The organism is Nitrosophilus kaiyonis, from assembly GCF_027943725.1.
GTDB classification, from domain to species: Bacteria; Campylobacterota; Campylobacteria; order Campylobacterales; family Nitratiruptoraceae; genus Nitrosophilus_A; species Nitrosophilus_A kaiyonis.
On the sequence record NZ_AP025696.1, the window covers coordinates 1,663,115 to 1,683,516 of the forward strand.

Sequence of the window (20,402 nt, forward strand, 5' to 3'; positions counted from 1 at the left end):
CAAAGCTAAATCGATGAAATTTTTCGCCAAAGATTGTACCATATTTGCCTTCCCTTTGGGCTTTCATAAGTTTAGCCTTATACTTCGTTGTAGCTTTTTGACTATGCTATAGCATAGCCTGCAAAGCTACGCCTCCTCTAAGAACAACCTATAAAAGCTATAAGTTATAAATAGTTTTTAGAGGCGCCCTTATTTTATCTAAAAAAATATTTTCTTTATATTTTTATATTTATTTACTTAAAATTTTTTTACATCCTATAAGGGCTACCCCTTCTCTAACACCCTCATCACTAACTAAAACTTCATCAAAATCTGCAGTTTTCATAATCTCTTTTAAAATCAGTACTCCTGGTATTATAAAATCTTCTCTACCCTTTCCAACAAGTTTTGCTCTTTCACTGCTGCTTAATTTTAAAAGTTTATTTAAAGCATTATCAATATCAGTTGGAAAAAGAACTGTTCCATTAACAATATCACTATTATAATTTTGATAATCTAAATTTTTTTTAATTGCTGCAATTGTTGTAGGAGTCCCCCCAGTTGCCACAAATCTTTTAGGTTTTCCAAAAATCTCATATGTATCATTTAAAAATATTTTTATTTCTTCCATATATTTTTTAATACCAAAAACAATATTCTCTTTTGTTTTGAATCTTTGAGCAATTGTAACTATACCAAAATCAAAACTTTTTGTAACTATCTCTTCTTTATTTTTTATAACAAATTCAACAGATGCACCACCAATATCACACATTAAAAACTTTTCACTGTTTAGGCCAAGTCTTGAAAGCAAATGCTCTACTGCTACTGCACTATAAAATCCTTCCATATCAGGATCAATTACTTCAATATCAATTCCAGTTTTTTCTTTTATATATTCAATTGCCTCTTTTTGATTTTTTGCTTTTCTAAATGCCGCTGTTGCTACAGCTTTTACACTCTCTTTTGAAAAATCTATTCTTTTTTGTATCTCTTTTATAGCTTTTGCAATTCTATCTAAAGCCTCTTTTGATATTTCAGAGCTTTTTTCAAGATTGTCAGCTGTCTGAACAACTTTTTCATATTCAAAAATCTTATCTAAGGAATAACAATCTATCTGTATTGCTCTAAGAGAATTTGAGCCGATATCAATAGCAATCATTAAGATTCCTCATAAAATCTATATCCATGCTTAGTTAAAAGTTCTCTTATCTTTTCTTGATGCTCTTTCCCTTTAGTCTCAAGACCTATTGAAACATTTGCATCTCCATATGCCAAAGATGCAGAAGTTCTATCATATCCAATCTGAACAATATTTGCACTAGCATCTGCTAAAATTTCAGTAAGTTTCATTAAAGAACCTGGTTTATCTATAAGTGTTACTATAAGTTTCATTTTTCTGTATGATTTAATTAAACCTTTCTCAATTATTACTGAAAGCATCGTTACATCAATATTACCGCCGCTCAATAAAATAGCAACTTTTGAATTATTATTGATATCAAGTTTATCGTATAAAAGTGCAGCAACACCAACCGCTCCAGCTCCTTCTACTACCAACTTTTGATTTTCAAGCAAAAACAAAATTGCATCTGCAATCTCTTCATCATCCACTTCAACAATATCATCCACACACTCTAAAATAATATCCAAAGTCATTTTTGAAGTATCTCTAACAGCTATACCATCTGCTATTGTTCTAACTTCAGTTGAATCTATTGGTTTACCAAGCATATATGACTCTCTCATTGCCGGAGCTCCAGCTGCAGTTACACCTATCACTTTTATATTCGGATTTATCTGTTTTATTGCACTTGCCATTCCTGCAATTAAACCACCACCTCCTATAGGTACAACAACTGTATCTATATTACTATTTTCTTCTAATATCTCCAGTGCAATAGTTCCTTGACCTGCCATTACATCCTCATCTGCAAAAGGATGCACAAATACTCTATTTTGTTTTTTTGCTAAATCTTTTGCAAATAGATATGCTTCATCATAATTTGAACCATGTAGTAAAACTTCTGCTCCATATGATTTAACCCCATTGATTTTTGTAAGTGGTGTATTTTCAGGCATAACAATAGTTGCTTTTATATTATAATAGTTTGCACTAAAAGCAACCCCCTGTGCATGATTGCCTGCACTTGCAGCAACTACACCCCTTTTTTTCTCTTCTTCATTTAATAAAGATATTTTATTAAAAGCTCCTCTGATTTTAAATGCACCAGTGACTTGGAGATTCTCTTTTTTCAAAAAAATATCACATCCAAATCTTTTTGAAAGAATTGGTGCATATGCAAAAGGTGTTTTTGTAGCAACTTTTGAAACTCTTTTTTGTGCTTCTTTAATTTTTTCCAATTTAACCATTAAAAACCTTTGTTGTTGGTGTAGTGTTTGACATTAGACATCGGACATTAGTAATTGGGAATTAGTTTTTAACTATCACTATCCACTATCACTAATCCCCAATAACAAATGACTTAATGACTAATGACTCTAACTTTCTCACTTTCTAACTCTCTTACTTTCTAACTCACCCTACTCAACTCACTCAACTAAATAAATTTCTATGATCAACCATAGTACATCTGTTTTGAACGACTTTCAAACCAGCATCTTTAGCTTTTTGTGCAGCCTCATTATTGACAATGCCTGCTTGCATCCAAATAACTTTTACATCTTTTCTTTTTATTGCTTCTTCTACAATTGGTAATACTGCAGCAGGTTTTCTAAAAATATCTATCATATCAATTTTTTCTGGAATATCTGATAGTTTTCTATATACTTTTTCTCCCAATATAGTCTCCTCTTTTGGATAGACTGGAATTATTTTATATCCAACTTTTTGAAGATATGCAGCAACTTTATGACTATCTTTTGAAGGATTTGGAGAGAGTCCAATTACAGCAATTGTTTTTACCTCTTTGAAAATCTCTTTTATTTCATCTAAATTTGCGTTAATTGTAGGAAATTCACACTCCATTATATCCCCTTTTTTGAAAAGATTTTATCAAAACTAAAGTTAATTCTTAATAACAATCTCGAGGCAATGTTTTTAAATATTTTATATATTTTTTTATTCTTTCAATTCTATGAATATCTGAAGGGTGAGTAGATAAAAATTCTGGAATATTTTTTTTGGAAATTTGTATCATCTTTTGCCAAAATCTTATGGCTTCATTTAAATCATAACAAGCTTTATACATTAAATATAGGCCCACTTGATCAGCTTCATATTCAAATTTTCTACTATATGGATATATTATTCCATATTTTGAACCAACTCCATATGCCAAATCAAAAAGTGGACCCCATTTTGAAGAAGATACATTTAAGCCTTTTTCAACTAAATCTCTTGCAATACTGCTTACCATTGCAATGCTTGCTCTTTCACTTCCATGTCTAAGTATTGCATGGGCTACTTCATGTCCTATAACTGTTGCTAATTGATCTTCGTTATCAACAATTTTTAAAAGTCCAGTATAAACAAAAATTTTACCACCAGGAAGACAAAAAGCATTAATCTCTTTTGATTTTAAAACATAAAACTCCCATTGAAAATTTGGATGAAACTCTTTTTCAGCAACTTTTGCAATTCTTTGTGATACTTTTTTTACAAGCTCATTATAATAAGGGTCTTTTGATAATTTTTGTTTTTTTAAAATTTCTTGTTTTGCTTGCAATCCAAGCTGAATCTCTTGAGATGGAGAAATTAATATTAGCTGAGACCTATTAATATAAGGATTTTTTGCACATGATAAAAAAAAGATAGGAAAAAGTATAGTTACAAGAAGTCTTTTCATAATTACCCCTAATTTTTTAAAATGATATCAAATTTTTGGGGCAAAGCCCCAAAAATCATAAACCAAAAAGGGATAATGTATGATATGCTATAAAAGCTAAAATCCAAGCTAAAACATTTGGGTAGATAGTATAAAAAGCTCTCCATACCCATTGTGGAACTTCAGCATAAAACGTACTCATAGCAGCAACACAAGGAGAATAAATCATAATAATAACTATTAAAGCTATTGCAGCTTTAAAATCAATATTTTCCCTTAACTTTTTAATCAAAGTTGAACTGCTCTCATCTACTTCTCCAACAGCATATAATGTTGCTAAAGTAGATACTACAACCTCTTTTGCTGCAAGTCCACTTAGAGTTGCAACTGACAGCCTCCAATCAAATCCAATTGGTTCAAAAACTGGCTCAATAAATTTTCCAAAACTTCCAAGATAGCTATTTTCCAACTCTTTTGCAGCAAGTTCATTTTGAAGATTAACTTTTTGCTCATCACTTGTTGCTAATTCTATTTTTTTTGCATACTCATTTTCTAAATTTTCATTTACTGGATATGAGCTTAAAAACCAGATTATCATTGCAGCGCCTGCAATAAATGTTCCAGCTTTTTTTATAAATATTTTTGACTTTATCCAAAGCTCCATAGCAAGCGCTTTTATTGATGGAAATCTATATGGTGGCATCTCCATAACAAAAGGCTCAGGCTCTCCTTTAAAAAGAACCATTCTTAAAATTTTTGCAACTATTAAACCAAGTATTGCCCCTCCAATATATATTGCAAACAATACATTTCCAGCACTATGTGTAGGGAAAAATGCAGCTATTAATAAAACATATACAGGAAGTCTTGCACTACAATTCATAAATCCAAGAACAAGCATTGTAATAATTCTATCTTTTGGATTTTTTAAAGTTCTTGCAGCCATATATGCTGGAACAGTACATCCAAAACCACTTACAAGTGGGATAAACGCTTTTCCTTGAAGACCAAATTTTTTCAAAAATCCATCAAGTAAAAATGCTGCTCTTGCCATATAACCAGTTTGCTCAAGTAGATTGATTCCTAAAAACAAAATTAAAATATTTGGCAAAAACATTATAATTGCACCAACTGCTGGTATTACACCATCAGTTATTACTGAATTTAGATCGCCTTCAGGCAAAATACTTCTTAACCAATTAGCAAAATTTGTTACAGTTTGGTCAATATAATCCATAGGTATTGAGCCTATCTCAAAAGTTAATTGAAACAGAGCCCACATAAAAAACAAAAATATCGGAAGTCCAAAAATTGGATGAATCAAAATATTATCAATTTTGTCTGTTAGAGACTCTTTTTTTGGAAGTATCATTGATTGCATAACAATACTTTTAGATAGAGCATTTCTTTCATTGGCTAAAATATCTGCTACACTATCTTCATCAAATTCAAGTTTCAATCTTTTTATACTTTCACCAAGCTCTTCATGCAGTTCTAAAAAAATTGGAAGATCATGAACAATTTTATAAATATCTTCATCCTTTTCCAATAGCCTAATGACATAAAATCTTGCTAAATCTTTATCTTTAAAATGTGGAGATTTCATTAAAATTTTTGATATATTTTCTATTTCATCCTCTATTTTTTCATTATAAAAAATCTTTCTTTTTGGTTTTGCATTTTTATAAACTTCAATAATTTTATCTACTATTTCATCAACGCCTCTGTGTTCTTTAGCAGATGTTAAAATAACTGGAATACCAAGAAGAGTTGAGAGTTTATCTGCATCAATTTTTCCACCTTTTTTTTCTACCTCATCTATCATATTTACAACAAGAATCATCTTTTTATGCATATCTAAAAGTTGCATTGTAAAAATCAAATTTCTTTGTAAAACATTTGCATCAACTACATTTATAATAACATCATAGTCTTCATTTAAAAGATAATTTTTTGCTACATGCTCTTCAGGTGTATATGCATTTAATGAATAGATTCCAGGAAGGTCAACTATCTCAATATCAAAATCATCTTTTTTTAAAAAAACCTCTTTTTTTTCAACAGTAACCCCTGCAAAATTTCCAACATGAAGCCTTGCTCCACTCATTGAATTTATAATTGAAGATTTTCCAACATTGGGTTGACCAACCATAACTACCTTTATCTTTCCCATTATCTACCTCTTATTGAAATTGGTTAAAAAAGTTAAATTAGTTGAGTGGTTATATTTTGTTAAGTGGTTTTATAACTATTAGTTCTACTTAACTACTCAACTACTCATCCACTTATCCACTCAACTACTCAACCAAAATAGAATCTGCTTCCTCTTTTCTAAGAGCCACTCTTGTTCCTTCTACATCAACTTCCCATGTCTGTTTTTTTAAAGTGTAATCAAGAAGTTTTATTCTATTTCCTTTTGTTATTCCCATTGCAGAGAGTCTTCCTTTTATAGGCTCTTTTGCAGTTATTTTCTTTATAACTGCCTCATCACCTATATTCATTTGAGATACTTTTTTCATAATCTCTCCTAAAAACTTCTTTTTAATATTACTTTGAAAATATCTTTATCTTCATTTGATTGTGTCATATCATTAATATTCGCATAAACTATTTGTGCTTCTATATCATACAAAAGCTTTGCTTCTATATATGCATCTATCTCTTTTGTTTCATAACTTTCTTTATCATCTACTTCAAACTTTCCATAAATGAGACCAAAATTGTATTCATCAAAGCCATAATCAAAACCTATGTTATAACTTTTTGCATCTTTATCTTCTACCCCGTCAATTGTTTGGTCTTCCATTGATGTAAAAAATGGACCGCCACCAAAACTAAACATACTGCCTGTGTCTCCAAACTCTTTATTATATGCTAAAGATAGAGTAAAATTCTTATATGAATTTTCTATCATTGCACCAAAAGTTTTAGTATCTATATCATTCATCAAAGATTCTCCACTATCTTTTGCTCTATCAAATTGCAAAGCAAAATTAATTTCTAAATCATTGATACTAAATCCATAAGATGATTCTATATAGAAAATATTTGCTATATCATAAAGTTTATATCCCCAGATAGAAAATGCTAAATTATCTTTTTCATATTCAAGTGCTGCAATACTTAACCCGTCAGTTTTTTCTTCAATTCCTAATGTTTCATTTAAATTTACAAATTTTTTAATATCTGCTCCATTTTCCCATCCTGCCATTTTATTTAAATGGGCTAAAGTAAGTATGATATTATCAAAACTACTGTTTTTTATTAGATACCCTTCAAAAAAGTTTGGTGTCATCATTATATCATCACTATCAGCATGCGGAGAATCAAATAGAAATCTTCCAGCTTTTATTTGTGTATCTTTATATTGATATGATAAATAAGCCTCATTAACAAAACTAAATCCATCTCTTTTTTCGCCATAAAACTCTTCAGCAATCTCTTCTTTTTTAGGATTTAAGCCAAAATCTTGAAGAGTATACAATGAAACTCCAGCTTTAAATCCATAAAAGTCTTTTGTATCAAAATGAATATTTCCACCTATTCCAAAAGCTTTTTTATCAATATCTTGTTTTTGGTCAATATAAATATATCCTCCTCTAATTTCCAAATAGTAATCCAAAAAACTTTCATTAGCAAAAATCATGTTTGCCAAAACTGCAGATAACAACAATCCTTTTTTCATAATTGTCTCCAAAATAGATTTTATGAAATAGTACAAAAAATAAACTTATTTATTTCTTAATCTTGATAATCATTATCATTAATACAATAGGTGCAATTCAAAACTTTTATTTTACAAGATGGAAAAATGTTGTAAAATTACACTCCAATTATTATAGTTATATATATTTACTTTTATAGTGCATTTGATTAAATTATATTTTTAATTTAGGAGATTTTATGAAAAAGATATTTTTATTTTTTTTGATATTTGTTGCTGTTTTTGCAGAGGATAAAATCTATTACGAAGATGATATCTCGCCTAAAGAAGCATATGAGATGCAAAAAAATGGAGCAATTTTAATCGATGTTAGAACTCCTGGTGAGTTTATTTATGCTGGACATGCCATAGGGGCTATAAATATTCCTATTTTTTATTACTCTTTTAAAACAAAAGATATAAAAAGCAGAATAAATTTTTCTAAGTTAGAGCTTAAAAAATCTAAAGCTTTAGATTCACATAAAATGTATGAAATTATTCCTATAGAAAACAGAAATTTTTTAGAAGATGTTAAACAGGTTATCAAAAAATTTCCAAACAGAGCATTGTTAATCATTTGTAGAAGTGGCGCAAGAAGCCAATATGCAGCAAATATATTGGCTAAGAATGGAATAAATGAAGTTTATAATGTAGAAGATGGTTTTATATTTGGTTGGAAAAAATCAAATCTACCATATGGTGGAGAATAGATATTGCTTATTCTCCCCTATTTTCCATCTCATTATAAAACTTCATAAGTTTTTCTCTAACATCTGCAATCATCTCAGGAGTTGCTTTTGGAGATTCAAGCCATATAGCTTGGAAATTATCTTTTTGCGTAGTATATACAGATTCATTTAAAAAAGCACTATACTCTTCTATAGTATTACAAAATCTCTCTTCATTTGTCTCTTTATTTACAGCTTTAATTACCCATCCGCCAACTCCATTGGGTAAAATTTCAGCTTCTACTATCAATATATCATTATCTTGCATTTTAATCCTTTATCCATTTTGCAACTTTTTGACCAAATTTAACATTTTGTCCAGGTCTTACATCTAATTTTACACTATTTTTTTCAAATAGCATAACAACAGTTGAGCCCATTTTAAAATATCCCAATAATTCGCCTTTATTCATCCAAAGATTATTATATTTATAAATACTTAATTCTCTATTTTTATTTGTTTCTACTCTTTTTTCAAATACCAAGGTCATTTGCCCTACATTTAAAGCCCCAACAAGAACAATATAAAAAAGTCTATCTTCTTTGTTTTTACACTCAAGTATAACTCTTTCATTTTCTATAAAAAGATTTATCTTTTTTTTAAGATATCTTAAATTAACAGGATACAACTTGCCAGGAACATGAATAACTTTTAAAATCTGCATATCACAAGGAACATGATATCTATGATAATCTTTAGGAGAAAGATAAAAATTTATAAAATCACCATCATATATTTTATTTAGATTTTCTTTACATTCAATAAGTAAAGAATCAATACTATATTCCATGCCTTTTATTTGCAAAGATTTATCTTTTTTTAATTTTCCACATTCTGTTATTAATGAATCAGTCGGAGATATTATAGAATCTTCTTGATAATCGATATCTCTTTTTTTGATTAGTTCTCTTGTAAATAGTTCATTAAGGCTTTTATAATCTCTTGCCTCTTTAAATTCGCTCATATCTAAACCAAGAAGTTTAATATATGAACTATTGATAAATTTTTGTAATATTGGGTGAAATCTTTTACTTGCAAATTTTCCAAACCCAGCTGATATTATATTTGTTACTACTCTTTTTCTCATATAAAGCCCTAAAAAAATTTATGCTAAATATATCAAATTTTGGATAAAATCACAAAACTGTTATTTGGAAATTAGGAATTAGTTAAAATAGTCGATTACACTCAACTTAAAATCTAATTCCAAATTCCTAATTCCCAGTTACTAATTTAAAGGAGTTTTATGTTAAGGTTTGCGCCAAGTCCTACAGGAGATATGCATATAGGAAATTTAAGAGTTGCTATATTTAATTATATTGTTGCAAAACAAAAAAATGAGAGATTTTTACTTAGAATTGAAGATACTGATATTGAAAGAAATATTGAGGGAAAAGATAAAGAGATAATGGAAATTTTAAAAAAATTTAATATTAAATGGGATGAGCTTTTATATCAAAGCCAAAATATAAATTTTCATCAAAATTTTGCATATAAACTACTTCAAGAGAAAAAGGCTTTCGCTTGTTTTTGTACACCACAAGAATTAGAAATTGAAAGAGAAAAAGCTAAAAAAGAAAAAAGAGCCTATAGATATAGTGGAAAATGTGAAGAGATTACCATAGAGGAAGCTTCAAAAAGAGCTGAACCTTTTGTTATTAGAATCAAAAAGCCAAAATCTTCAATAAAGTTTGAAGATATTTTAAAAGGAAAAATGAGTTTTGATCCAAATGAAGTTGATTCATTTGTAATTTTAAGAGCAGATGGAAGGCCAACTTACAATTTTGCATGTGCAATTGATGATATGTTACATGATATTACCTATGTAATAAGAGGCGAAGACCATTTATCTAATACTCCAAAACAGATACATATAAGAAAAGCTCTCGGATATACAAAAGATATCATATATTGTCATCTTCCAATTATTTTAAATATTCATGGTAAAAAAATGAGTAAAAGAGAAAAGGCCTCTAGTGTGAAATGGCTCCTTGAAGAGGGTTTTTTGCCAGAAGCTATAGCAAATTATCTAATTTTACTTGGCAATAAAACTCCAAAAGAGATATTTACACTAAACGAAGCAATAGAGTGGTTTGATTTAAAAAATCTTTCAAATTCAAGCCCAAAATTTGATATAGACAAATTAAGATATATAAACAGAGAACATCTTAAACTACTTCAAGAAGAAAAACTTGCAAAACTGTTAGGATATGAAGATAGCCAAATAGGAGAATTAGCAAAAATATATCTTGAAGAAGCAAGTACATTAAATGAATTAAAGAATAAAATAGATAAAATTTTCAATGAAAAAAGAGATTATAAAGATTTTGAAAAAGAGGCTAATATATTAAAAGAAAATATATTAGAAGTTATAAAAAATAGTGAAAATTTTGATGAATTTAAAAAAGAGTTAATGAAAAAGAGTTCATTAAAAGGAAAACAGTTTTTTAAACCTTTAAGAATAATGCTAACTAATCAAGAGCATGGACCAGAACTTAGTAAAATTTTTCCAATATTGAAAAATAAAATTGAAGAGGTAGCAAAATGGTGGTAATATCAACACTTTTAGAAGCGATAGCAAATATTTTACATATGGTTATAAATATCTATATTTGGGTAGTGATTATTGCAGCATTAATAAGCTGGGTTAGACCTGATCCATTTAATCCTATTGTTCAAACTTTATATAGATTGACTGAACCTGTATATCATTTTATAAGAAGATATATTCCAACAGTTATTGGAGGAATAGATTTAGCTCCATTGATCGTTATAATTGCGCTTCAATTTATTGATCTGTTTTTAGTAAAATTATTGTTTCAATTAGCATATTCACTGTAATGAGATTTTTAATATTTCTGTTACCTCTTTTACTTTTTTCAAAAGAGGTAACTCTTGATTTTTTATCTTCAAAACCAGCTTCTGTTGCTAAAGATTATTATATATGGAAATTTTTTGATCAAAATATTACAAAAAAAGAGGCTTGGGAGGCTTTTTATCAGATAAAAAATGTAAATAGAAAAATCTTTTTAAAATTTGCTCCAAAAAGTGGGGATAGTGAAGTTATAAAAATTGCAAAATGTATGAAAAAAATAGAATTTCCCAAAGATTCTTCTTGTATTGCTGTTTGGCCGACTCCTTATAGATTTATAAACAAAGATTTTAAAACCCAAGAAAAAATTTTAAAAAAAATAAAACCATTTAAAATATATACAAAATATTGGATATTACATCAAAAACACCCTTTCTTTTTGCTTCTAAAATATAAACATCTTTTTTTAGATATCTATATGAGTGTAGGAGATAAATTCAGAGAAGAAACATTAAATTATGCAATTCCAACATATATTTTAAATGATTTAAAAAAAGATAAAAGATTTGATTCATTTATTAATTTAGCAGCGACAAATCCAAAACTAAAAAAAGTACATTTTTCTTTTTTTAACTTAAATCCAGATGAACTATCTCATAATAGCAGTTTTATGATAGCAATGCTTGCAATAAAATATAATCTTTTAAATTTGGCAAAGAGATATCTAAAAAATGCAAAAGAAAAAGCTTACTATACTTTTGATATTGATAAATGCAATTTTTGGCTATATCTTATTTCAAAAAATAAAAAATATTTAAATGAGCTACTTAAATCAAAAGATTTAAATATTTATACCTATTATGCTTATGAGAAAATGGGTAAAAAAATAAATATAAAAAAAGTAAAATTAGAAAATGAGAGTTTTAAATTTAATGATATTAATAGATCAAAAATAATTTATATCTCATCTCCTGCTGTTTCAATTGATACAAATAAAAATCAAAACATAAATGACCCATTTTTATGGCTTGAAATTTTAAATAGTATAAAAAATATGAATAAAGAAGAGCTTTTTAATTATTCTAAAAAATTTAAATCAAAAAAACTATTGCCAGTTTATGCATTTATAATTGAAAAATTATCAAAATATAGCATTCACCCATTTATAACGCCATATGAAAATTTGCTTAAAAATTTGAGTGTAAAAAAGAGAGCTTTAATATATGCTATTGCAAGACAAGAGAGTAGATTCATACCCTCTTCTATCTCTCACTCATTTGCATTAGGTGTTATGCAAATTATGCCATTTTTGGCTAAAGCAATTGCAAAAGATAAAAAGATAAAAAATTTTGACTTAGATATGATGTTTAATGAGAAAAAAAATATTGAATTTGCTATTTATCATCTCAAATTTCTTGAAAAAAAATTATCTCATCCACTGTTAATTGCTTATGCATATAATGGAGGAATAGGTTTTTTGAAAAGAAAAATAGTTGAAAAAAATATTTTTGATAATAGTAAATTTCAACCATTTTTAGCAATGGAGATGATCCCATATAGTGAAAGTAGAAAGTATGGTAAAAAAGTGTTATTAAACTATATAATATATCTTAATATTTTTGAAGAGAAAGAGAAATTAATTTCTCTTATTAAAAAATTAAAACTGTTTGACCATAATCATCGCTTTTAAATATAAGCTTTTTAGTACCCACAGTTTTTGGAAATTTTACCAAATATAGTTTATACCAAGGTTTTACCATTGGCATCTCTTTTGAAAGAGAATCTTCATTTGTCAATTTTTTTATATCAAGAGGCTTACTATTATTTAATGATAAATGATATTTTGGATTAAAAAGGCCACTTTTTTCTTCATCACTAAAATCATTTGCTATATATACTCTAACAAAAAAATACTCTCCATCTTTATAATTTTTAATTGGATTTAGATATGTAGCTATTATGAAAGCTTTATTTTCCATAGAAACTACAATCTCACCCTTTTTTGTATATGTAATGGCTCTTTCATAAGGCTTATCTTTGCTAAAAAATGAAAAACCACTTTTTTGTGCACATCCAGTAAATATTATAAAAACAAAAAAAATAAAAAGAGTAGATATTTTTTTCATATAATTCCTTTTAAACTTTTTAGAAATATTTATTATTCAAACAAAAATTATACAAGAAAACAGCTTAACTGGTTTTTATCTAACATTTGGTAAAATTCATTTGATTTTAAATAAAGGGATAAAATGAGATTGGCTATAGCTTTTACTGGGCCATCAAATAGCGGAAAAACTACTCTTATAGAAAAAATAGCTAAAAAACTAATTGATAAATATAAAATCGTTATTGTAAAAAATGACCCAAAAGATAAAGCAAAATTTGATATAGAGGGAAAAGATAGTTATAAATTTTTCCAAACAGGAGCAGAAGTGGTCATAACATCTCCTACAAGAACAACATATTTTTCTCATAGAAAAAAAAATATTGAAAATATTATCAATATGGTTGATGATTTTGATATTATGTTGGTTGAAGGTTTAAAGACTCTGCCGCTTCCAAGAATAGCAATTTTTAGAAACACTATAGATGAAAGCTATTTTGATTATATAAAAGCTGTAGCTATAGATGAAAGCATAGATAAAAGTAAAATTCCACAAAATATTGAAATTTTAGATTTGAATGATATTGATTCAATAATAGATTGGATTTTTAAAAACGCAAAAAGGGTTTGATATGCAAGAGATTTTTGAAGCTATAAAAAAAAGCGCAAAAAAAATTCATCAAGCTATAATTCATGAGGATTTTGGTTATTGTGAGGGAGAAAACTGTTCTGGAGAACAGCAATTAAAACTGGATGTTTTAAGTGATAATATTATTGAGGAAGAGCTTTCAAAAATAAACTCTGTAAAAATTTTAGCAAGTGAAGAAAAAAGCGATCCAATAACAATTAATGAAAATGGAAAATATCTAATAGGGTATGACCCACTTGATGGAAGTAGTTTAATTGATGTTGATTTAAGTGTAGGATCAATTTTTGGAATTTATGAAAATAGCTTTAACGGAAAGGATCTTGTGGCATCAGCTTATATTGTTTATGGACCAAGAGTTGAGTTGGTAATTGCAACAATTAAAGTAGAAAGATATATTTTAAAAAATGATGATTTTGTGTTTATGGAAGAGTTGAAACTTAATGAAAAAGGGAAATTAAATGCTCCAGGAGGAACACAAAAAGAGTGGTATCCTCATCATAAAGAACTTGTAGAATCATTTTTTAAAGAAGGTTATCGTTTAAGATATTCTGGAGGTATGGTTCCAGACCTTCATCAAATTTTAGTAAAAGGTGGAGGTATTTTTAGCTATCCAGGGACAAATGACAAACCTATGGGTAAGTTAAGAAGAGTATTTGAAGTTTTTCCATTTGCAAATGTTTATGAAAAAGCTGGTGGATTTGCTATAAATGATAAGGGGGAAAGACTTTTAGATCTAAATATAGAAAACATTCATCAAACAACTCCTTGCTTTTTTGGATCACACTATGAAATCAAAAGAGTTAAAGAGTATTACTCAAAAGGGAAACAGTGGAAAAAACAGTAGATCAATATGAAAAAGCTCTTATTGAAAAAACAAAAATTTTAAAAGAGTGCCAAAAAGATAAAAAAATTGATAGTTGTCTTAAATGTAAAGAGATTATTGGGTGTAAGATAAGAAATGAATATGTAAATGCTGTTTATGAAAGTATGAATAAAGGCCAAGGCGGCGGATTTGAATTTTAAATTAAAAGGATTTTTATGCAAAAAAAGATGTATATAACTACTCCTATATATTATGTAAATGATGTTCCACATATTGGTCATGCTTACACAACAATAATAGCAGATAGTGCTGCAAGATTTTTCAGGCTAAGAGGATATGATACATTTTTTCTAACAGGTACAGATGAACATGGACAAAAGATTGAACAATCTGCAAAAGCAAAAGGAAAAACTCCAAAAGAATATGCTGATGAGATAAGTGCTAAATTTAAAGAGCTTTGGGACTATTTTGATATTAGCTATGATAAATTTATAAGAACAACAGATAAAGAGCATATTATAGGTGTTCAAAAAGCATTTGAGATTATGTATGAAAGAGGAGATATATATAAAGGTACATATGAAGGGCATTATTGTATCAGCTGTGAAGCGTTTTTTCCTGAATCTCAATTGATAGAGGGTGAATTTTGTCCAGATTGTGGAAAAGTTACAACTATTGTAAAAGAGGAAAGCTATTTTTTTAGACTCTCAAAATATCAAGAGGATCTACTAAAATGGTATGAAGAGGCGGATCCAATTTTACCAAAATCTAAAAAAAATGAAGTTATAAGATTTGTTGAAGCTGGTCTTAATGATCTATCTATTACAAGAACAAGTTTTGATTGGGGGATAAAACTTCCTAAATCCATAAATGATCCAAAACATGTTATGTATGTTTGGCTTGATGCTCTTTTAAACTATATAACTGCTTTAGGGTATGGAACTGATGAAAAATTAATGCATTATTGGCCGGCTGATTACCATCTTGTTGGGAAAGATATTTTAAGATTTCACGCAATTTATTGGCCAGCATTTCTAATGAGCCTGGGCCTTCCTTTGCCAAAACATATAGCAGCTCATGGCTGGTGGACAAGAAATGGCGAAAAGATGAGCAAATCAAAAGGAAATGTTGTTGATCCAAAAAAAGTAGCAGATGCTTATGGATTAGAAAATTTTAGATATTTCTTATTAAGAGAAGTTCCTTTTGGTCAAGATGGAGATTTTAGTCAAAGAGCGTTAATTGATAGAATAAATAGTGATCTAAGTAATGACCTTGGAAACCTGTTAAATAGAATAATAGGGATGAGTGGTAAATATTTTGATTATGAAATTAAAAGCTCTGATTTAGAAAAATACCATAAAAAAGAGATTGAAGAGATAAAAAATATAACTCAATCATTAGAAAAATATATCTATGATATGAAATTCAATCGTTATCTAGAAGAGCTTTGGAAAACTCTATCTATTGCAAACAGATCTATAGACTTTTATGCTCCATGGAGTAAAATGAAAGAAGGAAAAACAGATGAAGCTATGGCAACAATATCATTAGTTGCAAATATATTAGCCAAATGTGCGATTTTACTCTATCCTATAATGCCTAAAACCTCTTCTAAAATTGCAGATGCTCTTGATTTTGAAATAAACCAAGAAAGTTTTGAAAAATATATAGAGAATTTTGAATATTTAAATAATTTTACAATTAAAAAAATACCACCTCTATTTCCAAAAATTGAAGAACCATTAATGCAAGAAACAAAAAAGGAGCCTAAAAAAGAGGCAAAAAAAGAAACTAAAGAAGAAAAAGGTTTAATTTCAATTGATGACTTTTTAAAAGTAGAAATAAAAGTAGGTACTATATTAGAAGCAGTTGAAGTTCCAAAAAGCAAAAAACTTCTAAAAATTATGGTTGATCTTGGTGAAGAAAAGCCAAGGCAGATAGTTGCTGGCATAAAAGAGTACTATAATCCTCAAGATCTTATAGATATGCAAGTTTGTGTTGTAGCTAATTTAAAACCTGCAAAACTCATGGGGATTTTAAGTGAAGGAATGATTTTAGCTGCTAAAGATGAAGATGGTTTAACTCTTATTTCACCTCAAAAAAGAAAAAAGCCTGGAACTTTAGTTAAATGAGAATTGAAAATCTTATTTTTCTTATTGGCGGAGAGTTGAAAAACTCTCCTGAAATATCTGTTATAAATAATTTTACTTTCGATGTAAATTTAATAAAAAGAGGTGATCTATTTTTTGCAAAAGATAAAAATGAAATAGAGATTGCTATAAAAAATGGAGCTTATGCTATTGTTTTTGAAGGGTGGACTCAAATAACTGACCAAGAGATTGCTTGGATAAAAGTTGATAATCTTCAAAATGCTGCATTAAAACTATTAAGATTTTTAATAATAAAAGAGCAAATACCTCTTTTTTTAGTAACAGATATTGAATTTGAACTTGCAAAAAATTTATTATTAAACAGTGAAATACTATTTATTGAAGATGATTTTATCGATTCATTGATAAATTTTTATCAAAATAGCCCAAAACTGATTTTCTTAAAAGATAAAGAGCTATTAAAAAGATTGGCTTTAGATATTTATAATTTAAATAAAACAAAAGAGATAAAAATAATAAATAGATATCTTTTTGAAATATCTTTTGTATTCAATAAAAAATATTTTGAAAGAGTCCAAATATCACCAATTTTTATTGATGAATTAAAAAAGGTTCTATCAATTTTTGAAGAGTTTAATATCTTATATAGTTTTAAAAATCTTGAAAATTTTCCCCATTTTAAACCATATTTTGTTGATAAATATTTAAATCAATTGGAATTTGGTAAAAGTGATAGAGTTATAATAGTTGAAACTAATGAAAAACTTTTAAAAAGAGAAAAAGAGTTTTTAAAAAATAATGCAAAATGGGCAAAAAAAATTTTTATAAGCCCAAAATACATAGATAACAATTTTTTAGTCATTAATGAATTTGATAAAATATATGAAATTTTGTACAATTTGAACTATAATTTTGCATTAATTGGAATTAAAGACTTTAAATTAAAAAATTTTTCACAAATTAAAAATCAAAAAACACTTTTTTAAGGAGTAAATACATTGGAATCTTCAGATAAACCCTCATCCCTTCATTTATCTGACCTGTTTTCTGCATATTGGGACATCTTTTTTGGTATTATTTTTGGAATTCTTGCTTTTTTATCTCATACAAAAGGTTTAACTTACACCAGTACAATTTTAGCTGCTATATCAATAGGGGCACTCTCAGTCACAATCTCAGAAATTGCAGAAATTTTAGCTGAAAGACTTGGAGAGCCTTATGGTAGTTTTGTATTAACATTTAGTGCAGTAGCAGTTGAAATTTTACTATTGTTTATGATTTTAAATGGAGAAGGACATTCTACAGTTGAGAGTTTAGCAACTGTAAAAAGTGGAATAATATCTGCTGTTATTGTTGATATGAATGTATTGCTTGGACTTGCTGTTTTTGTAGGTGGACTTGCTTTCAAAGAGCAAGAGCATAATGAAGATACATCAAGTACTTATACAACAATTTTATTTGTTTCAGCACTTGCACTTTTAGTTCCAAGCTTACTACAATTTTCAGATAATCCTGAAGAAAAATTAACTAAGGCTAGTGTAATAATATCGGTTATGCTTATTCTTTTTTACGTAATTATATATATTTTTCAAACTAAAACTCACTCTCACTTTTTTAAATCAACTGCAAGAAGTAGAATAATGAGAATGAAAAGAAAAATTGGAGAAGAAGAGGAAGAAGAGGAACACTATATTTTTGATAAATTTCCTAATTTTTTAAACCTTTTTATAATATTTCTTTTGATTCTATACGTTGGTTTTGTTGCTGAAATATTTGCCACTGATGGTATGCCCGTTTTTAAAGAACTTGGAATCTCGACTGGGCTCGCAGGTTTAATTATAGCTATAATAAGTGTATCTCCTGAACTTTTTACTGCAATTAAAGCTGCAAAAGATGACCAGATTCAAAGAGTTATAAACATTGCAATGGGGGCATCAACGGTATCTATTTTGTTAACTGTTCCAATACTTATGTTTTTAGCATATATAAATCATATCCATTTTACATTAGATTTTAACTCTTTACAAATAGGTGCTTTGATATTTACTGTAATACTAGCTTGGAAAACAACAGATGATGGTGAAACAAACTATATTGAAGGAATTTCACATTTAATGCTTTTTTCATGTTTTGCAGTCATTGCAGCACTTTATTGATGCTGAATGGATGATTGGTTGATTGGTTGAGTAGTTGAGTGGTTTTTATTTCATTATTACTCGACTTTTTTAACTACTCGACCATTTTAACCTTTTTAACTACACAACTATTTTATACTTAAAAGGGTCACTATGAAAAGAAGAGTTTTTCTAACAACTACAGCTATTGCTACAGCATCTATTCTTTCTGGTTGCAAAAGAGAAGAAAAACACTATAGCTCAGTAAATATCTCAAAAAAGAGAAAAATTGAGATAAAACTTTGTACAAGCTGGCCGGCTAATTTTCCTATTATGGGAGAGGGAGTAAATAGATTTGCTAAAAAAGTAGAAGATGCAAGTGATGGTGAAATTGAGATAAAAGTATTTCCAAAAAATATACTGGTCCCTGCTCTTGGCGTATTTGATGCTTGTAGCAGTGGCCAAATTGAAGCTTTTCACTCAGGGCCCTATTACTGGAAAGGAAAAAATGCTGCTTTTAGCCTTTTTGGTGGCTTTCCTTTTGGATTTACATCAGATGAAATGGGCGCATGGATGCTTTTTGGAGAGGGACTTAATATTTGGAGAGAGTTATACGCCAAATACAACCTCTACCCTCTTCTTGGAGGAAATACTGGTGTTCAAATGGGAGGTTGGTTTAGAAAAGAGATAAAAAGCATTGATGACTTAAAAGGTTTAAAGATGAGGATTCCTGGCCTTGGTGGAGAAGTTATGGCAAAACTTGGAGTAAATCCTATAAATATTGCTGCAGGTGAAATATATACAGCTCTTGAAAGAGGTGTTATAGATGCTACTGAGTGGGTTGGACCAGCTCTTGATATAAAAATGGGTTTTTATAAAGTAGCAAAGTTTTATTATAGTGGTTTTCATGAGCCAGGAAGTGTTTTAGAGCTTACTTTTAATAAAAAATTCTGGGATAAGCTAAATAATGATATAAAAGCGATAATTAATTCTTGTGCTAATGAGTTAAATGCAACAATGGTTTATGATTTTCAAGCTCAAAATGCAAAAGCAATGAAAAAATTAAATGAGTATGGTGTTATATTAAAAGATTGGCCTGAGGAAATTATAGATGAAGCAAAAAAAGCTCTTATAAAAGTAATAAGCGAGCAAAGTGAAAAAAGCAAAGATTTTAAAATGGTTTGGGAAAAAATTGAGCCTTTTTGGATGGAAAATAGAAAATGGACAAATATAAGTTTAAAAAACTATTTAAGAATGAGATCGTAATTTTAGGTAAGTATGGTAAGTGAGCGAGGGTAAAGCGAAGCTTTAAGACAACAACTGCTTGTTGTCTGTACCCGAGCGAAGACGAGAGTATATGCGAAGCCGAAATTCAAGGAATTTCGTGTCTGAGCATACGAACAGCTGGTTTACCTTGAAGCAAATCAAATGAGCAAAGCGAATGAAGATTTGTGGTTAGATTAGTTGAGTGTGTTGAATATGGTAAGTATGGCGAGTATGATGAGTGGGGAAATAAGCTGTAAAGTGGAATAGGCTGAAGGTTGAAGGAAAACTAATTCCAAATTCCTAATTCCCAATTCCCAATGACTA

General features: G+C 28.5%; 21 protein-coding genes. 11 read left to right on the forward strand and 10 right to left on the reverse strand.

Annotated elements, in window-relative coordinates:
* Window positions 1–229 precede the first annotated feature (229 nt).
* From QML81_RS08680 to QML81_RS08710, 7 genes are all read right to left on the reverse strand, one after another.
* Window positions 230–1,141 (reverse strand): Ppx/GppA phosphatase family protein, encoded by a 912-nt coding sequence (locus QML81_RS08680; RefSeq protein ID WP_281951037.1) that lies wholly within the window; start codon window positions 1,139–1,141, stop codon window positions 230–232.
* Window positions 1,141–2,352 (reverse strand): threonine ammonia-lyase, encoded by a 1,212-nt coding sequence (gene ilvA, locus QML81_RS08685; protein WP_281951038.1) that lies wholly within the window; start codon window positions 2,350–2,352, stop codon window positions 1,141–1,143. The genes QML81_RS08680 and ilvA overlap by 1 nt, the downstream gene beginning before the upstream one ends.
* A 184-nt stretch (window positions 2,353–2,536) precedes the next feature.
* Window positions 2,537–2,968 carry a CoA-binding protein gene (locus QML81_RS08690; protein WP_281951039.1) on the reverse strand — a complete coding sequence of 144 codons (432 nt, stop codon included), beginning with the start codon at window positions 2,966–2,968 and terminating at the stop codon, window positions 2,537–2,539.
* 46 nt (window positions 2,969–3,014) lie between these two features.
* On the reverse strand, window positions 3,015–3,788 hold the full coding sequence (locus QML81_RS08695) for a M48 family metallopeptidase (RefSeq protein ID WP_281951040.1): 774 nt from the start codon (window positions 3,786–3,788) through the stop codon (window positions 3,015–3,017).
* A 55-nt stretch (window positions 3,789–3,843) separates the two neighbouring features.
* Window positions 3,844–5,940 carry a ferrous iron transport protein B gene (feoB, locus tag QML81_RS08700; protein ID WP_281951041.1) on the reverse strand — a complete coding sequence of 699 codons (2,097 nt, stop codon included), beginning with the start codon at window positions 5,938–5,940 and terminating at the stop codon, window positions 3,844–3,846.
* Window positions 5,941–6,064: 124 nt separating this feature from the next.
* Complete coding sequence (locus QML81_RS08705; protein ID WP_281951042.1) at window positions 6,065–6,286, reverse strand: FeoA family protein; 222 nt, start codon at window positions 6,284–6,286, stop codon at window positions 6,065–6,067.
* Window positions 6,287–6,294: 8 nt separating this feature from the next.
* Window positions 6,295–7,452 carry an OprD family outer membrane porin gene (locus QML81_RS08710; RefSeq protein ID WP_281951043.1) on the reverse strand — a complete coding sequence of 386 codons (1,158 nt, stop codon included), beginning with the start codon at window positions 7,450–7,452 and terminating at the stop codon, window positions 6,295–6,297.
* A 218-nt stretch (window positions 7,453–7,670) separates the two neighbouring features.
* Here QML81_RS08710 and QML81_RS08715 point away from each other — a divergent pair, with 218 nt between their 5' ends.
* Window positions 7,671–8,180 (forward strand): rhodanese-like domain-containing protein, encoded by a 510-nt coding sequence (locus tag QML81_RS08715; RefSeq protein ID WP_281951044.1) that lies wholly within the window; start codon window positions 7,671–7,673, stop codon window positions 8,178–8,180.
* Between the two features lie 7 nt (window positions 8,181–8,187).
* On the opposite strand, the gene QML81_RS08720 is transcribed toward QML81_RS08715, so the two are convergent.
* Both QML81_RS08720 and QML81_RS08725 read right to left on the reverse strand, forming a co-directional pair.
* Entirely contained in the window at window positions 8,188–8,466 is a 279-nt protein-coding gene (locus QML81_RS08720; RefSeq protein ID WP_281951045.1) for a hypothetical protein, read from the reverse strand.
* A gap of 1 nt (window position 8,467) precedes the next feature.
* Window positions 8,468–9,286 (reverse strand): phosphatidylserine decarboxylase, encoded by an 819-nt coding sequence (locus QML81_RS08725; RefSeq protein WP_281951046.1) that lies wholly within the window; start codon window positions 9,284–9,286, stop codon window positions 8,468–8,470.
* A gap of 159 nt (window positions 9,287–9,445) precedes the next feature.
* Here QML81_RS08725 and gltX point away from each other — a divergent pair, with 159 nt between their 5' ends.
* Genes gltX through QML81_RS08740 form a run of 3 tightly spaced genes read left to right on the forward strand, consistent with a single transcriptional unit; the run spans window position 9,446 to window position 12,701 of the window.
* A complete protein-coding gene (gene gltX / locus QML81_RS08730) occupies window positions 9,446–10,753 on the forward strand; it encodes a glutamate--tRNA ligase (protein WP_281951047.1) in 1,308 nt (435 codons plus the stop codon).
* Window positions 10,744–11,040 (forward strand): YggT family protein, encoded by a 297-nt coding sequence (locus QML81_RS08735; RefSeq protein ID WP_281951048.1) that lies wholly within the window; start codon window positions 10,744–10,746, stop codon window positions 11,038–11,040. The genes gltX and QML81_RS08735 overlap by 10 nt, the downstream gene beginning before the upstream one ends.
* Window positions 11,040–12,701: a transglycosylase SLT domain-containing protein gene (locus tag QML81_RS08740; protein ID WP_281951049.1), complete on the forward strand. Its 1,662-nt coding sequence runs from the start codon at window positions 11,040–11,042 to the stop codon at window positions 12,699–12,701. The genes QML81_RS08735 and QML81_RS08740 overlap by 1 nt, the downstream gene beginning before the upstream one ends.
* Here the strand turns inward: QML81_RS08740 and QML81_RS08745 are convergent.
* The gene (locus QML81_RS08745) at window positions 12,661–13,137 is read right to left on the reverse strand and encodes a hypothetical protein (RefSeq protein ID WP_281951050.1); all 477 of its coding nucleotides are present in this window, start codon (window positions 13,135–13,137) and stop codon (window positions 12,661–12,663) included. The genes QML81_RS08740 and QML81_RS08745 overlap by 41 nt on opposite strands.
* Window positions 13,138–13,260: 123 nt before the next feature.
* On the opposite strand from QML81_RS08745, the gene mobB reads away from it, so the two are divergent.
* From mobB to QML81_RS08780, 7 genes are all read left to right on the forward strand, one after another.
* Window positions 13,261–13,746: a molybdopterin-guanine dinucleotide biosynthesis protein B gene (gene mobB, locus QML81_RS08750; RefSeq protein ID WP_281951051.1), complete on the forward strand. Its 486-nt coding sequence runs from the start codon at window positions 13,261–13,263 to the stop codon at window positions 13,744–13,746.
* Between the two features lies 1 nt (window position 13,747).
* Window positions 13,748–14,608, forward strand: a complete 861-nt coding sequence (locus tag QML81_RS08755; protein ID WP_281951052.1) for a class 1 fructose-bisphosphatase — start codon at window positions 13,748–13,750, stop codon at window positions 14,606–14,608.
* Window positions 14,593–14,787, forward strand: coding sequence for a hypothetical protein (locus tag QML81_RS08760; protein ID WP_281951053.1), 195 nt, complete (start codon window positions 14,593–14,595; stop codon window positions 14,785–14,787). The genes QML81_RS08755 and QML81_RS08760 overlap by 16 nt, the downstream gene beginning before the upstream one ends.
* A 15-nt stretch (window positions 14,788–14,802) precedes the next feature.
* On the forward strand, window positions 14,803–16,719 hold the full coding sequence (metG, locus tag QML81_RS08765; RefSeq protein WP_281951054.1) for a methionine--tRNA ligase: 1,917 nt from the start codon (window positions 14,803–14,805) through the stop codon (window positions 16,717–16,719).
* The gene (locus tag QML81_RS08770) at window positions 16,716–17,684 is read left to right on the forward strand and encodes a hypothetical protein (protein WP_281951055.1); all 969 of its coding nucleotides are present in this window, start codon (window positions 16,716–16,718) and stop codon (window positions 17,682–17,684) included. The genes metG and QML81_RS08770 overlap by 4 nt, the downstream gene beginning before the upstream one ends.
* A gap of 12 nt (window positions 17,685–17,696) precedes the next feature.
* On the forward strand, window positions 17,697–18,854 hold the full coding sequence (locus QML81_RS08775) for a calcium:cation antiporter (RefSeq protein WP_281951056.1): 1,158 nt from the start codon (window positions 17,697–17,699) through the stop codon (window positions 18,852–18,854).
* Window positions 18,855–18,986: 132 nt separating this feature from the next.
* Entirely contained in the window at window positions 18,987–20,078 is a 1,092-nt protein-coding gene (locus QML81_RS08780; protein WP_281951057.1) for a TRAP transporter substrate-binding protein, read from the forward strand.
* Window positions 20,079–20,402: the final 324 nt, after the last annotated feature.